We start from the raw sequence: 15,471 nt of genomic DNA on the forward strand, positions 1-15,471 counted from the left end.
TGTTTGTTGTTACATTATTTTTTTAATTTCGTCTTTCAATTGCTCGGACTGCGTGCCGAATATAACTTGCACTGCGCCCTTGCCTAAACGGATAATGCCTGCTGCGCCCATGCCCTTGAGCTGTGTATCATTGACAATCGATTCATCCTTTACGACTAAGCGAAGACGTGTAATACAAGCATCTAGACCGACGATATTTGAAGATCCGCCGAGCGCATGCAGCACATTTTCTGCTTTACTGCCAGATGCGGCTGCAGTCTTTTCTTTGTTATCGGCTTTGTCCTCGGCTGTCTCATCTTCGCGACCTGGCGTCTTAATATTGAATTTGACGATGATAAATCGAAATAAGAAATAATACACGACGGCAAAGGCAAGGCCCACCGGAATAATGAGCAGCGGATTCGTCGCGAGCTGATAATTGATCGCATAATCGATAAAGCCTGCTGAGAAGCCAAACCCATGCCTAACCTCCAGCTGGTAGAGGATGAAGCCGGATAACCCCGTTAAGATGGCATGAATGACAAATAGAAACGGTGCTGCGAACATAAAAGCAAATTCAAGCGGTTCTGTGATCCCTGTCAGGAATGAAGCGAATGCCGTACCAATAAATATGGAAGCAACGAGTTTGCGCTTCTCTTTGCGAGCTGTGTGGATAATTGCAAGCGCGCCTGCTGGCAGTGCAAACATCATAATCGGGAAGAAGCCAGTCATAAACATGCCCGCTGTTTTGTCTCCAGCGAAAAAGCGATACAAGTCACCGTGCACTACTTTTCCTGTTGCATCTGTATAGTCACCGATTTGGAACCAAGCGATGGAATTAATAACATGATGCAAGCCGGTAGGAATAAGCAGTCGGTTTGCTGTAAGAAAAACGAAGGAGCCGATTCCGCCAAAACCAACGACCCAGCGGCCAAAAGTATCCAGCGCTATTTGAACAGGACCCCAAACAAGACCGAGCAAGAGAGCAACGATAACCATAACGAGCGAGGTTATGATAGGGACAAATCGTTTGCCGCTGAAGAAGCCAAGCCAGTCGGGCAGCTTGATCGTATGGAATCTTTTATATAAGTACGCTGATATCAAACCAGCAATAATACCGCCAAGGACGCCCATGTTGAGTTCAACATCTTTTCCAACAATGTTGGTAAAGACGAGCGGCACTTTAATTTGAACGGTTACAAGCACTTGGTAAGCGATAACGGCAGCCAGTGCGGCAACTGCATCACCAGCAAGTCCGATGGCAACACCGACGGCAAATATGAGCGGTAAGTTATCGAAAATTGCGGCGCCGCCAGCAGCAAGAAACGGTGCGATGTATTGATTAATAAACTCTCCTGCGCTGCCCATGTGAAAGTCTTTCACATAGTCAATATTACCGAAACGAAGCAGGATGGAAGCCGCTGGAAGAGCGGCGACTGGAAGCATTAATGCTTTACCTATTTTTTGTAGGAAGGCTAGCATAGTTATTCGTCCTCTTTTCTTATCCAAGTGTAGGGGTGCTTCTTTAGCCGTTCATAGTTGCCTTAAGCAGAAGCTCCTTGCCAGCTGTAACAGAACCGCTGGTAAGCAAGTGTTCCAATTGCTTCACATCATCCTCGTTTGCGACAACGATAGGTGTGATGGATGGATAACCTGCGGCTTCGATTTTAGCGCGATCAAATGTTATAAGTGCATCACCGGCTTGAAAGGTGTCACCTGAAGCTACATGAGCCTCAAAACCATCGCCATTTAGTGCTACAGTATTGATACCGATGTGAATGAGAAGCTGCAGGCCTGATGCATGCTCAATAATAATGGCATGATTGGTATGAATAAGATGAGATACAGTACCATCGAAAGGAGCGACGATTGTCCCTTCAGACGGCTCAATCGCAAGTCCGTCACCCATATGTTTGCCTGCGAAAGCTTCATCAGGAACAGCAGTTAACGGTACGACCTTTCCTGACAAGGGTGCTGATACTTCAATTATTTTTTGTTTTGACTTTCCAAAAAGTTTAGATAGCATAATAATATCCTCCTAGTGTTGGTCTGCTTGTTTAATAAGTTGCCCTACCGGTACATTGTGAATTCCAGAATAAACATGAAACGATAAAAACCCTATTTCTTCTTCCGGGATGCCGACGTGGAATTGCTCACTTATCCACTCAGCCAATTTGGCGGCAATTTCGAACTCTAAAGGAAAGCTCTGTTTCGTCTCGTTTAGAAAGGGATTTACAATATCCATGCCATTGTAAAGCCGATAAAGAGCAAATTGGATGTGGCTCGGCAGTGTGAAATATAGTTTCGGGTTTACTTCGACACCCGTTTTCTGCTTGATGTAATCGGCTATTCGCTCTGTCATATCAATGATGGTTGGATCGATTTCTTCAAGATACGTGTGATATTTCTTCATTTGTTCGGAATCATCCAAACGAAATCGTTTTTCTATGCGGTTATCGGTTCGATCAATGATTTGTCCGGCTTTAAGACTGAACCCTAATCCTTTGCCAAAAATGACGTATTCTTTCTCTGTTTGAACATCAATTGTTAATAACACATTGTTGCCGATTACGCGTTCAACCCGAAAGGCGCGAGCCATACTTGAAATCCCTCCTTTGTCATTAAGGTGCCCATCTGGCAAAAAAAAGAGCCAAGAAAAGAAAACCGTTCTAAAAGGAAATTAGAAGGTAATCAGTTCTTGGCTCATGCCTCTTTTAGTGAGTAACACGCCAATTTCATATGATTGATCGTTTTAATCGATAAAATGATGTTGAACACCATTCATTTGAATATTAACATCATAAGAATGTAAAACGCTTTCGTCAAGAGGGTATTCACTTGAAAAATATCACTTTCATCATTTTCAATAACCGTCAGTGGAGTGTCCGAGCTCCTCAGAAAGCTCCATTCCTTCTTTTGCTGGCGTTGTTCCAACGTGTTTTGAGCTGTTGCCGAGCTTATCGGTTGTGTGTAGTCCTTCCTTCACACGTTTGCCATATTCGGGATCCGCTTCTGTGAAATGTTGAATCATTTGATCACGAATAACTGTGCTGCATGTGCTGAGTGCATCTACCAAATTTTCGATGAGCTCATCCTTCTCCCAGTCCTCGAATTTACGATAGGTCTCCCCAGCTTGTTTGAAATTGTTTTGGCGATCGATAGGCTGTTTTATAAGTTTTGCGGAATAGGAGGGCTCATGAGGCTCACCCGACTTTGGAGCTTCCGTTAATCCGCCCATTGTAGACGGCTCATAATTGACATGCGGATTTTGGCCGGGTGCAATATCGATATAGAAAGCCATTTGCCCGTCACGCTGATTGGTCGCAACACGTTTCTTCGGTGCGTTGATCGGCAATTGAAGGTAGTTAGAGCCGACGCGGTGGCGCTGAGTATCGGAATAGGAAAACGTCCGGCCCTGCAGCATCTTATCGTCAGAGAAATCTAGACCATCAACGAGTACGCCTGTGCCAAAAGCCGCTTGCTCGACTTCTGCAAAGTAGTTTTCCGGGTTTTTGTTTAAGACCATCTTCCCAACGGGCAGCATCGGGAATAATTCAGGGTCCCAAAGCTTTGTGTCGTCCAGCGGGTCAAAATCAAGCTCTTCATGCTCGTCATCGCTCATCCACTGCACTTGTAATTCCCAAGCTGGATATTCACCACGTTCGATGGCTTCATATAAATCTTGGGTTCCGTGATTGAAATTTTTCCCTTGAATTTGCTCTGCTTCGCTTTGTTTTAGGTTGCGAATGCCTTGAAGCGGCTCCCAATGGTATTTGACGAGTACGCCTTCGCCTTCTGCATTAATCCATTTGTATGTATTGACGCCGGAGCCCTGCATTTGCCTATAGTTTGCGGGTATTCCCCAAGGCGAGAACAAAAAGGTAATCATATGGGTAGCTTCCGGCGATTGAGATACAAAATCAAAAAAACGTTCCATACTTTGTACATTGGTGACTGGGTCGGGCTTGAATGCATGAACCATGTCAGGAAATTTCATCGCATCCCGTATGAAAAATATTTTCAGATTGTTGCCGACAAGATCCCAGTTGCCATCTTCAGTATAAAACTTGGTAGCGAACCCGCGCGGATCGCGCAGCGTTTCTGGTGAATGGCCTCCGTGAATAACGCTGGAAAAACGAACGAATACGGGCGTACGCTTGCCCGGCTCTTGAAATAGCTTGGCTCTCGTATATTTTGCAATCGGCTCTTCGCCAAGCTTGCCGTAAGCCTCGAAATAACCGTGCGCACCTGCGCCGCGGCCGTGCACAACACGTTCTGGAATACGTTCTCTGTCAAAATGAGATATTTTCTCGATGAAATGATAGTTCTCCAGTGTCGACGGACCACGATTGCCAACGGTACGAATATTTTGATTGTCTGAGATCGGGTGACCTTGCCGATCAGTTAATGTCGAATCTGGTGTCTCATTCGTCGCCATGATGTTTTCATCCTCCAATTTAATGCAATTGATATTTCTAGCGTGTAGTTTAAGTCATACAAGTTTTTATTATTCATACATTAGATATAGTAATGAAATGCTATTTTTGCTCGAAAAATGTGAAGATTATGGTATGATAGAACCATATTTGTACAATAAATGATGGATTTGCTTACGAATTGAATGTTTAATTACAAAGCGTGCAGGAGGATCATATGTTAAAATTTAGTCTTTTAATATTTTTATTTTGGTTGTTTGGCAATCCGTTTATAGCCATTCTTGTCATGCTTCTCCTGCTGTATGTGCTTGATCGTCGGTTTGTCGGGTTAATGCCAAGCATATTTAAACCACTAAAAAGAATATCAAGAATAAAAAAACTGAAACAGCAAATTGATCGGTCGCCAAATGATGTGTCCTCCAAGCATGAGTTGGCTCGTCTTTTAATTGAGAGAAAGAAGTATAAAGAGGCTTTGACATGGCTTGTCCCGCTGCAGCCAATGCTTGATGAATCAGCTGAATTTTGGGATGACTTAGGGACTAGTTATTTATATACCGGTGATGAGGAAAATGGGGTAGCAAGCATACTTCGGGGGCTGGAGCTTAATCCACGCGTCAAATACGGTGCACCATACTTGAATCTAGCGGCTCATTTCTCGAATGGCCAAACAGAGCAAGCGCTTAAGCATATCCAATCCTTTCAATCGATAAACTCCTCATCTTGCGAGGCATATGATCAACTTACTATGATATATAAGAAATTAGGCAATACGGCTGAAGCTAAAAATGCCATTGAAGAAGGACTTCGAATTTATCGTATGCTTCCTCGTTACAAAAAGCGGCAGGAGCGCAAGTGGGCTGTTCGATTGTTTTTCAAAAAATGGACGGTTTAATCTAGAACGAAATACTAGCGCTTTGGTTGATATTCATGTATTTGTAATCATTTGTTAGTGATTGTCATATTGTCGTTTAGTTTAGGATGATCCATAATGGAAGCTATAATAAATAGAAGGGCAAGATGCTTGAGATGCAACGCAACATTTGGCTTGTGGCGATTAGTATTATCGTCGTTTTAGTTTTATTAAATAATACGGCTTATTATTTTCTCACAAAAAAAACGCTGGAAGATTCCTTTAATGAAGAGCTTCTAACACATGCCAAGCGGCTGGAGATTTCGCTCGAGCAATCCCGCGAAGGCTCGGAACAGTTTCAAAACCAGATTGGACGTGAACTTCGCGCCGCCTCGATTGCAATTCAATATGCGCTTGATCCCGATATTGAGAAAGTAACGACGGAGCAGCTCATGGAGCTGCGCGATAAGCTGGACCTAAGCCACATTACCCTTCTCAAAAAATTGCCTGATGACATTGTTTTATACAAATCATCCAATGCTAAGCAAACCAATATTAGTACAAAAGAATGGAAGCCATGGTACGAGGTGTTTAACCAGCTATTCGAAAACAAAAATGCATCGGTAAACTGGCTTGGACAATCACTTCCGAACTTCTGGAGCGGACCTTATGAGGTATCTGCAACAAATGTGGATAAGCTTAACAAATGGGGTTACTACTACGACGGAGCTACAAACTATATTATTGATCCTTATGTAGATTATGAGCGACAACAAAAGTATGAGAATGCGACAGGTGTTCACCGCATGATTGAAAATTCAATTCAAAGCAGCGATTCATTGCTTGAAATTGCTTTTATTAATCCGGAGACATTTCCTGATGGGAAAAATACGATTAATCCGCAAGGCGAGGTTCAAGGCCATAAAGTGCAGGAACCGATCTTTTATGGCACGTATAATATTAAATCAAAGCAGGATACGAATTTAGTCCGCAAAGCTTACTTTTCTAAGAAGACGGTCACGTTAAGAGAGAATATCGGCGGAAAAGAGATTTTCAAAATGTATATTCCGGTATTTGTTAATGAGGATGGTATTAATATTACCGATCGTGACGGTCAGCCTATGAATAGCTATGTGCTAATGATGACCTCTGATTATCATGTCATTCAGGATAAACTGGACTCTCAGTTTCTGAATTTGGGCATTATCATTTTAATTGTCACCTTTTTCAGTTTGTTGATAGCTGTATTTGCGATGAGATATTACAGGCATTCTCGCGACAAGGTTGTTCGCGTCACGCAGGAGACCTATGTGGAAGAGATTAATCAAATGTTCCAGTCTATTCGAGCGCAGAGGCATGATTTCTTGAATCATGTCCAGACCATTCACTCTCTCGCAGAGCTTAACAAATCGCATGAGCTCGTTGCTTATACGAAGGAGCTGACCGGTGATATTCGATTAATGAACGATATTATCAATATTGGCAATCCGGCCATAGCAGCTTTGGTTCGTTCCAAAATTTCACAAGCGGAAAGCAACAAAATTCAATTTAGCTGCTCCTTTACCGGACTGAATATGCAGGAAATGGGCGTTAGAACGCTTGATGTCAATCGTATGCTTGGCAATTTGATCGATAATGCTTTTGATGAGGTATTGAAATACTCGGAGGATCGACGCCATGTTACGCTTATCGGCAAACAAACGGCGGATATGCTGGAATTTACGGTAACAAATAATTGTGACGATGCGGAGCTTGCCATTTCGAATCCTATATTTGAAGCGGGTTATTCCACTAAGCAGCAGGATCATCAAGGCTTAGGCTTATCGATTGTAAAAACGATTGCGAAGCAATATAAAGGTGATGTTTATGTGGCTGCAGAGCCGGCTGGGAAATTAACGTTTACTGTGAAGATGCCATTATAATATTGTTTTGCGCCTTGCCGAGCGGAGATCTTCGCCGGTAAGGCTTTTTTTTTTTTTTGCTGCTGCTTATTTCATTTGCAATTGTAATCCAGCTTTTAACGTCAAATGATGGCACCAGCCTTATTGGCTTGGTATAATAGTAAGAATGCAAGTGAACGGAAAGGAAGCGGGTGAATGTCTATGATGCACCTCAATGAAAAGCTGCACGCGCTAATTGAGCAACAACTGAACGTCCATGTTGAGACAACGATTATGAAGCGGGGCTGGCATTATTACATGGAAGGTAAAGTGAACAGCGCGAATGAGGGAAGCCATGATCATCTTTATGGGGTCGTGCAAGGATCGGATCTTTATGCGGTCATCCTTGATGCTGGTCAGCTGCGTTATAGCTCATGTACTTGTCCCTATACAGGATTTTGCAAGCATATGGCTGCTGTTTATTTTCAATATTGCAGTCAGCAGGAGGGGGGACATACACTGGCGGAGCGATCCTATTTTCGCTTGCTGGGGTTGTCTTCCGCGAGTGCGCTGCTCAAAAATACACAGGCTGCTGCACCACCTCCCGAAGCAGCGCCTGCTTTGCCTCGCGAGCCCGGTGAACAAGCTTCAGCTGAGGAGTGGCTGGAATGGATGGAAGCGACACATGGCGACGTATGGCGGAAATGCCGGCACTCTCTCCATGCGCTTCAACCATTATTGTCCTCATTAAAGGGGCTTGCTAAGGATTGGGAAAAAAGGATGCAGCGTTTGCATTGGTCAACAGCCATCATCTTTGTGCTGGAGCAAGCAGAGCGAGCGATTAATACGGTGGACTCGTTCAGCAGATATTATCATGAAATGTCGTTCATCCGGATGGCAGAGCCTTGGGTGGAGCATTTATATACATTGGTATCCGAGCTAACTCCCGAAGCAATGGAGCTGCGGGAAGAAGCTTGGGCGGATGCATTAATCGCTCGAGTGAAAGTATGGGCATCGAGTACCGAAAAGCAGCTTTTTGACTGGGAGTATATCTATTTAGTTTTATGCGAGAAGCTTTCAGAGAGCCGCAGCTGGTTTGAGCGGGAGTTAGCTTCGATGGTTGAGCTGTCGATGAATGAAGATGTCGAAGACGTCAATAAGGCATTTTTGCATACTGCGATTGGCATCATGTATTTTTTTGACAAACAGGATGAGAAGGCAATTGCTCATTTTGCATTAACAAGCTTTGAGCGCTCTCAGAAAGTGATGTATCCTTGCGCCGCACAGCGGATGGAAGAAGGGAAATGGGAGCTTGTAGAGCAGTGGATGAGCTTCTTGTTCGAGCGAATCAATAAATTGAAAAATGGCCGTTCGGTGGGACCGTTCGTTACATTATGCCGAAGAGCAGATCTTGACCGGCCTGAAATGCCGATATGGACCGATTATATGAAGCAATTGCTGCCCCATTCTTATTCAGAATTATCTGACCATTGGCTCGACCAGAAGCGTTATGATGAATGGGCTGATTTACAAATGCTGATTGGATCAAGCCCTGAGGATGTCGGCGCTCATGCGCTTCGAGAAATTGCTAAGCTTGCGCCTCGCGCGCTAATGCCCATGTATCATCAATCGGTTGAATCGTCCATCCAATCACGGAACCGTCAAGGCTACCGAATTGCGGTTAAGCAGCTTAAGAAGCTGGAGCGGTTATATAAAGCGGATAAAGATGAAGTGAGATGGAATCAATATATTTCTGGACTTGTAAGTAAGCATCAGCGATTGCGAGCATTTCAGGAAGAGCTGTGGAAAGGGAAAATAGTTACATGAGAACTTACATTGGCGCGCGCAAGTTGACGATAGACGGATTTTGGAATGAAGAAGAGGGTACGTCCATTTGGTTAAGCGCTGTCGATCGAAAGGATTCTGCGGATGGCAAGCTGCGATCCTTATTGTTCGCATGGCACAAGGCATCTTGGTATGGAGCGGATGTCGAGGAAGTCAGTGTAGGTGAGCGTAAGATGCTGAAGGTTCCGCCGCTCCTTGCCATTGATTATTTATCCTCGCCTCAGCATGTTCGCCTGCTTCAAGTAGAGTGGACGGAGCGTTTGACGGTCTTGATGCAAATGGCAGAGTTCATAAGAATTGCGCTTCTTAATGGTTGGTATATGCCTGATTGGGAGCGTTGGACGGAAGAGAAGCGAAGCTGGAGAATGGCTATTCCTGAGCAGGATACCGAGCGCAACCAGCAATGGAGTGCTATTGTAGCAGCTGCTAATCAGAACGGCGATAAAGGAATTGAACAGTGGATTAGCGGAGCAATTGAGCAAATGATTGAAGAAAACGAACAGGCTGCACAGGCTTGGAGGGAAATAGGCAATGCTTCTGGAGAAGCGGTGCTGAGGAGAAAAGCAGTTGATGAGGAAGATTGGCTCATTGCCATTGGGCTTAGGAAGGATGTCCTTCCATTCCGAATTGCGCTTCAGCTAGTGGAGCCGCAGGAGTCATCCATTTGGAGGCTTCGACCCGCTCTGCAAAATCGTGATGGTGGACCGTGGCTGCCTATTCGCCAGAATATTAGTCAGGATGGCTGGGAAGCGGATACGGATGATGGACAAATCATTCCGCAAGAATGGCTTCCGCTTCTAGATGGCAAGCTGGCTAAGGAGCAGCAGAAATGGATGAATGCTCTTCCTGATCTAACAGAAGCGGAAAACGACGGCAAGCTAAGATACACCTTATCGGATAATGAAGCATGGAAGTTTCTTGAGCATGCAAGCGTTCAACTGCTGGAGGCAGGTTGTCCGGTCTTATTGCCTAGCTGGTGGGAAGCGGTTCGTAATCGCAAGCTTCGTTTGAAGGCAAAGATGAAATCTTCAGTAGGCTCAGCGGCTCAGCCCATGTTTGGACTTGATCAAATCGTACAATTTGATTGGAAGCTGGCTCTTGGTGATGTGAATTTGACCGATGCCGAATTTCTGCAGTTGGCAGAGCAAAACCGTCGTCTCTTCAATGTCGGCGGCGAATGGGTTCATTTGGACCCACAGGATGTGACGCAAATTAAACAGTGGCTGAAGCGGATGGGTAAACGCAAAGGACTATCATTCCGTGATGTGCTGGAAATGCATTTAAGAGGCGGCATCCCGCTCGATGACAGCGGTGAGCTTGATTCGTCTATGGACACGGAAGTTGAGCTGAATGACCATTTAACGGCATGGCTCACGCAGCTGCAGCAAATTAAGGAAATACCGCAGGCGGAAATTCCAGCTACGTTTTTGGGAGAGCTTCGACCATACCAGCATGAAGGCGTATCGTGGTTGCTTTTTCTTAGGAAATTCGGGCTTGGCGGTGTGCTTGCAGATGATATGGGACTCGGAAAAACGATTCAATTTATGGCTTACCTTGTCTATATTAAGGAGAAGAAACTTCAAATGGGAGGGCCTTCGCTGCTTATTTGCCCAACTTCAGTAATAGGCAACTGGGAGAAGGAGCTCGAGCGTTTTGCACCTTCGCTTAATGTCATGCTGCATTACGGCAACAAACGGGAGAAAGGCGAATCATTCCGCGATTCCGTTTCAGGGGCAGATTTGGTCATAACTTCTTACTCCTTGGCACAGCTGGATGAAGATGATTTGTGTTTAGTGGATTGGGATGCTCTTTGCCTCGATGAAGCGCAAAATATTAAAAACGTATATACAAAACAATCTACAGCAATAAGGAGGCTGCCTTCGAATCATCGCCTGGCTCTGACAGGAACGCCGATGGAAAATCGATTGACAGAGCTCTGGTCGATTTATGATTTTATAAATCCGGGTTATCTTGGCAATATGACCGAGTTCCGCAAGGAGATCGTCACACCGATAGAGAAAACACGAGATGAGAAGCTTATTGCTGGCCTTCAAAGCTGGGTAAAACCATTCATGCTGCGAAGAATTAAGAAGGACCCTTCGATTCAGCTGTCTTTGCCGGATAAAAATGAAACGAAGCTGTATATGACGTTGACAGCTGAACAAGGCGCGATGTATGAAAATTTAGTCGCAGACCTCCTTGAGAATTTGGATAAACTAGGTCCAATGCAGCGCAGAGGGCTCATTCTTGCAGCTTTAACCAAGCTGAAACAATTATGTGATCATCCTTCCCTGCTTAATCATGAGGATACCGCTGCTTTATGGGAAATAGAACGTTCGAATAAAGTAGCAAGGCTGCTTGAAATGTGCGAGGAAATAGCTGCCGAAGGTGAACGCTGCCTTATCTTTACCCAATATATCGATATGGGGCACCAACTGAAGCAGCTGCTTGAGGAGCGAATAGGTTTGCCGGTTCCTTATTTGCATGGCGGCGTGCCTAAGGTGAAGCGGGATCAAATGATTGAGCAGTTTCAAAATGCGGAGGAGCCGTGCTCTGCATTTGTCCTTTCACTAAAAGCGGGGGGAACGGGTCTTAATCTGACCGCTGCAAACCATGTTTTCCATTTTGACCGGTGGTGGAATCCTGCCGTTGAGAACCAAGCGACCGACCGGGCATTCCGAATCGGCCAGACGAAAAAGGTTCAGGTGCATAAGTTTATTACACTCGGAACGCTTGAAGAGAAGATCGACGAGATGATTGAGCGAAAGCAGTCGCTTAACGATCAAGTGGTCGGTCAATCGGAGCAGTGGATTACGGAAATGTCTACTGAGGATCTTAGGGAGCTTTTTGCACTGCGAAAAGGCTGGCTAAAGGGATGAGGGATATAATTGTCGGATGGCAGTTTACGTGCTAAGCAAGAAAAATTGCAGCTTGAAGCTCAAATAACGAATAGGGAAGATAAAATATCACATAATGAAAACAATATTATAGTGGAAAATAACCATATACAAGGTTCTATTCCAGAGTGGCAGCGATTTTATGAGGTTGTTAGAGGGATAACGAAGGATATGCGTCACTAAAACGTAAGATTAATTTACATAGCCCGTCGGGAAAAGTAACCCGACGGGCTATAAGATTTTATCCCTCTTTTGAAAAATGAGAGAATTGTCTCCCTAACTCGTCGTTTTTTTGACCTCCTTTGAATTGGTTCTGCAGGACTATAATAAATGTGCGAGGCAAACAAGCAACACCATAAACGAGGAGGTCTTCCCAATGAAAAAGAGATCTACACTAATTGCCACTACGCTGCTTTCCCTTATGATTGTCGCATCGGCGTGCGGCGGTAACAATGCTGGTAAAGGAAATGAAGGCGCTGCAACAAATGCCCCAACGAATGCAGCAACGGATGCTCCAGCAACCGATGCACCAGCAAAGGACGTAACATTGTCCCTTCGACACACTCAAATTAAAGAAACAAGCAAAACTCGTTTGAAAATTCTTGAAGATGTTGTTGCAAAAACACAAGACGAAAATAAAGGTCTTACTTTCAAGCTTGAAGGTATTGACGAGATCGTTAACCGCGATCAAAAGCTGAAAGCTGAAATGGCTGCTGGCAACCCTCCTGATATTTTTGAAGTATTCGGTGGAGCAGACCTTAACCTTTATGTAAAAGCTAACCGCATGCTTGACTTGACACCAATCATTGCAGAACTTGGTCTTACAGACAAATTTGCAAGCTTGGACGAGTTCACTGTAGATGGCAAAGTTTATGGCCTTCCTTTCGGCGGCTATAGCGAAGCGATTTTCTACAACAAGAAAATTTTCTCTGAGCTAGGCTTGGAAATTCCTACAACTTGGACGCAATTGGTTGAAATCTCCGAAAAAATCAAAACAGCTGGCTACACACCACTTGGTTTGGCTGCTAAAGACGGCTGGGTAAACGGTATGCTTTGGAACACAGTTATGGAGCGTAACGTTGGTATCCAAGCATTCAGCGATGTTGTTGCTGGTACTGCAAAATGGACTGATCCTAACTTCGTTAAAGGTCTAACTTCATATGCTGAGCTTGTTAACAAAGATTTCTTCACTAAAGGTGCTCTAGGTCTTGCTTATGCTGATCAAGGCGCGCAATTGCTTTCTGGTAAAGCTGCAATGGTATTCACAGGAACTTGGGATGCTAACCGCTTCTCAGGCGACGAAGCTGGCGATCTTAAAGGTCAAATCGGTTACTTCGGCTTCCCGTCAATCGAAGGCGGCGCTGGCGACCAAACATCAATCAACGCATCATACTCAAACGGCTTTGGTTTCTCTGCTACGCTAACTGAAGATCAAATTGCAGCAGTTAAGAAATTTATCGCTAACTTCTATTCCGAAGAGGTTCAAAAACGTACTTTGGTAGAAGACAAATTGCTTCCTTCTTTGAAACTAAGCGATCTATCTGGTGTTGACCCGCTTACAACTGAAATCTTGACGGTTATGGCTAACGCTTCCAGCTCATGGAAAGCTTATGATGCAATCGTTCAACCAGCAGTAGGCGCTGACATTAACGTTGGTATTCAAGAGCTTATCGGTAAAGTAAGCACACCAGAAAAAGTAGCTGCAAAAATTCAAGCATCGCAAGATAAAGCGAACGCAGCTAAGTAATCGCAACACATTACATTCGATCCTGCTATGCAAGAGGGTGTGCTTCCTTCCTGGAGGGCACCCTCTTTTAACGCTAGGACAAAAGGAGGACATTATGAACAGAGCGCTCAAAAATCCGATTACTTACGTGGCGTTCATTATTCCGACGCTTGCTTTATATGCTTTGTTTTTTGTTTATCCCGTTATCGTATCTTTTTTTTACGGTTTCTTTCGTTGGGATGGCATTACTGAGAAGGTGTTTATCGGATTTGATAACTTTACGAGATTGTGGCAGGATGAAGTTTTTAGAAAAGCACTTTTAAACAACTTTTATTTCATGGCGTTTTCCCTAATCGTGAACATTCCGCTCGTCTTCTTGATTTCGATCATTATTAGTAAAGTTAGACGGATGCGTGACTTTTACAAATCGGCCGTATTTGTGCCGGTTGTTATATCGACGGCTACTGTAGCCATTTTGTTCGGTGTTTTGTACAACTATGATTCAGGAATGATCAATCAATTAATTCGTCTTGTTGCACCAGAAAGCTGGGCGCGCGAATGGTTGTCTGATCCTAAGCTTGCAATGCTCTCGATTCTYATCGCGAATGCATGGCAAAATATCGGCTTCTTCATAGTACTTTGTTTGGCAGCAATTCTAAACATTCCGAAAGAAATTATCGAAGCTTCTAAGCTGGATGGCGTAACCGGCTGGCAAGAAACATGGATGATCACATTGCCGCTTGTAAGACCAATCCTATTTGTAATGCTGCTTCTTTCTGTTTCGGGAACGATGAAGGTGCTTGATATCGTACAAATCATGACGAACGGCGGTCCTTTCCAATCCACAGAAGTTATGGCGACTTATATGCTTAAAGTTGGCTTCCGCTCTCTTGAACTTGGATATGGCAGCGCGATCGGTGTTGCGATGTTCATTATTATTTTGATTCTTACGGGTATTTTACAGCGCATCACAAAAAGCGAGGAGGTGCAGTACTAATGGAACGTTCCCGAGGCACACAATGGTGGATGCATACATTTTTAATGGGGTATGTTGCAGTAGTGCTCTTCCCTCTGTTATGGTTATTCATGTCATCATTCAAAACAAACCGTGAAATAACAGTAAATACATGGTCTTTGCCAACTAGCTTTAACTTCGATAACTATATCGCTGCTTGGGAAACGGCTAATATTGGTAAATATGCGCTGAATAGTACAATTGTAACCGTTGCAGCTTGTGTATTGACGCTCCTTTTTGCAGCGATGACCTCATTTGCGATTGCGCGGATGAAATACACGAAGATGAATAAAGCTGTTTATAATTTCATTTTACTTGGCCTAATCGTCCCAGCGGGTGCATTGTTTATCCCGTTGTACCGTTTAATTCAAAAGATCCATTTGTTTGGACAGCCATTATATGATACACATTGGTCATTAATTTTGGTATACACCACATATGCTTTGCCGATAACCGTGTTTATTATTTATGCATTTATGCTTTCGATTCCAAATGAGCTTGAGGAAGCTGGCATTATGGACGGGCTAGGCGCAAGCGGTCTGTTCTTCAGAATTATTATTCCGATTTCGATGCCGGCACTAGTTACTGTATTTATTTTAAATTTCATTGGCAACTGGAACGAATATATTTTGTCCCAACTATTTATAACATCTGAATCACTCAAAACACTGCCAACAGGTATGGCAACCTTTAATGATGGCTATCGCACAAACTTTGCATCGCTGTCTGCTGCGGTAATCATAAGCATTATTCCGGTCCTGGTTGTGTATGTGTTCTTGCAGCGTCAAATCATTGAAGGTATGACTGCAGGCAGTGTGAAGGGATAAGAAAGAAGGAGCCTCC

Annotated in this window: 11 protein-coding genes and 1 pseudogene; 8 read left to right on the forward strand and 4 right to left on the reverse strand. The window is 44.1% G+C overall.

The window, feature by feature from the left end; translation table 11 throughout:
- Nucleotides 1-9 precede the first annotated feature (9 nt).
- From nagE to AC1DPK_RS13500, 4 genes and pseudogenes are all read right to left on the reverse strand, one after another.
- Entirely contained in the window at nucleotides 10-1,461 is a 1,452-nt protein-coding gene (nagE, locus tag AC1DPK_RS13485) for an N-acetylglucosamine-specific PTS transporter subunit IIBC (RefSeq protein ID WP_477510627.1), read from the reverse strand.
- A 43-nt stretch (nucleotides 1,462-1,504) separates the two neighbouring features.
- Nucleotides 1,505-2,005 (reverse strand): PTS sugar transporter subunit IIA, encoded by a 501-nt coding sequence (locus AC1DPK_RS13490; protein WP_477510628.1) that lies wholly within the window; start codon nucleotides 2,003-2,005, stop codon nucleotides 1,505-1,507.
- Between the two features lie 12 nt (nucleotides 2,006-2,017).
- Nucleotides 2,018-2,578 (reverse strand): PRD domain-containing protein, encoded by a 561-nt coding sequence (locus AC1DPK_RS13495; RefSeq protein WP_477510629.1) that lies wholly within the window; start codon nucleotides 2,576-2,578, stop codon nucleotides 2,018-2,020.
- 264 nt (nucleotides 2,579-2,842) lie between these two features.
- Nucleotides 2,843-4,408, reverse strand: a pseudogene (locus AC1DPK_RS13500) (catalase); the annotation flags it as partial.
- 224 nt (nucleotides 4,409-4,632) lie between these two features.
- Here AC1DPK_RS13500 and AC1DPK_RS13505 point away from each other — a divergent pair.
- The 8 genes from AC1DPK_RS13505 to AC1DPK_RS13540 all read left to right on the forward strand — a co-directional run bounded on the left by AC1DPK_RS13505 (nucleotide 4,633) and on the right by AC1DPK_RS13540 (nucleotide 15,455).
- Nucleotides 4,633-5,307: a tetratricopeptide repeat protein gene (locus AC1DPK_RS13505; RefSeq protein WP_477510630.1), complete on the forward strand. Its 675-nt coding sequence runs from the start codon at nucleotides 4,633-4,635 to the stop codon at nucleotides 5,305-5,307.
- Nucleotides 5,308-5,432: 125 nt separating this feature from the next.
- The gene (locus AC1DPK_RS13510) at nucleotides 5,433-7,187 is read left to right on the forward strand and encodes a sensor histidine kinase (protein ID WP_477510631.1); all 1,755 of its coding nucleotides are present in this window, start codon (nucleotides 5,433-5,435) and stop codon (nucleotides 7,185-7,187) included.
- Between the two features lie 174 nt (nucleotides 7,188-7,361).
- Nucleotides 7,362-8,972 carry an SWIM zinc finger family protein gene (locus AC1DPK_RS13515; RefSeq protein WP_441885945.1) on the forward strand — a complete coding sequence of 537 codons (1,611 nt, stop codon included), beginning with the start codon at nucleotides 7,362-7,364 and terminating at the stop codon, nucleotides 8,970-8,972.
- On the forward strand, nucleotides 8,969-11,869 hold the full coding sequence (locus AC1DPK_RS13520) for a DEAD/DEAH box helicase (RefSeq protein ID WP_477510632.1): 2,901 nt from the start codon (nucleotides 8,969-8,971) through the stop codon (nucleotides 11,867-11,869). The genes AC1DPK_RS13515 and AC1DPK_RS13520 overlap by 4 nt, the downstream gene beginning before the upstream one ends.
- Nucleotides 11,870-11,878: 9 nt before the next feature.
- Nucleotides 11,879-12,070, forward strand: coding sequence for a hypothetical protein (locus tag AC1DPK_RS13525; protein ID WP_441885939.1), 192 nt, complete (start codon nucleotides 11,879-11,881; stop codon nucleotides 12,068-12,070).
- 193 nt (nucleotides 12,071-12,263) lie between these two features.
- A complete protein-coding gene (locus tag AC1DPK_RS13530; protein ID WP_076270207.1) occupies nucleotides 12,264-13,634 on the forward strand; it encodes an extracellular solute-binding protein in 1,371 nt (456 codons plus the stop codon).
- 94 nt (nucleotides 13,635-13,728) lie between these two features.
- Entirely contained in the window at nucleotides 13,729-14,610 is an 882-nt protein-coding gene (locus tag AC1DPK_RS13535) for a carbohydrate ABC transporter permease (RefSeq protein ID WP_477510633.1), read from the forward strand.
- Nucleotides 14,610-15,455: a carbohydrate ABC transporter permease gene (locus AC1DPK_RS13540; RefSeq protein WP_076270205.1), complete on the forward strand. Its 846-nt coding sequence runs from the start codon at nucleotides 14,610-14,612 to the stop codon at nucleotides 15,453-15,455. The genes AC1DPK_RS13535 and AC1DPK_RS13540 overlap by 1 nt, the downstream gene beginning before the upstream one ends.
- Nucleotides 15,456-15,471: the final 16 nt, after the last annotated feature.

It is taken from the genome of Paenibacillus sp. 01T424, from assembly GCF_056398745.1.

Bases quoted from the DNA above. Each gene is read 5' to 3' on its own strand.
- nagE (WP_477510627.1), bottom strand. From the start codon at position 1,461: ATGCTAGCCTTCCTACAAAAAATAGGTAAAGCATTAATGCTTCCAGTC.
- AC1DPK_RS13520 (WP_477510632.1), top strand. From the start codon at position 8,969: ATGAGAACTTACATTGGCGCGCGCAAGTTGACGATAGACGGATTTTGG.
- AC1DPK_RS13495 (WP_477510629.1), bottom strand. From the start codon at position 2,578: ATGGCTCGCGCCTTTCGGGTTGAACGCGTAATCGGCAACAATGTGTTA.
- AC1DPK_RS13515 (WP_441885945.1), top strand. From the start codon at position 7,362: ATGTCTATGATGCACCTCAATGAAAAGCTGCACGCGCTAATTGAGCAA.
- AC1DPK_RS13490 (WP_477510628.1), bottom strand. From the start codon at position 2,005: ATGCTATCTAAACTTTTTGGAAAGTCAAAACAAAAAATAATTGAAGTA.
- AC1DPK_RS13540 (WP_076270205.1), top strand. From the start codon at position 14,610: ATGGAACGTTCCCGAGGCACACAATGGTGGATGCATACATTTTTAATG.
- AC1DPK_RS13505 (WP_477510630.1), top strand. From the start codon at position 4,633: ATGTTAAAATTTAGTCTTTTAATATTTTTATTTTGGTTGTTTGGCAAT.
- AC1DPK_RS13530 (WP_076270207.1), top strand. From the start codon at position 12,264: ATGAAAAAGAGATCTACACTAATTGCCACTACGCTGCTTTCCCTTATG.
- AC1DPK_RS13510 (WP_477510631.1), top strand. From the start codon at position 5,433: ATGCTTGAGATGCAACGCAACATTTGGCTTGTGGCGATTAGTATTATC.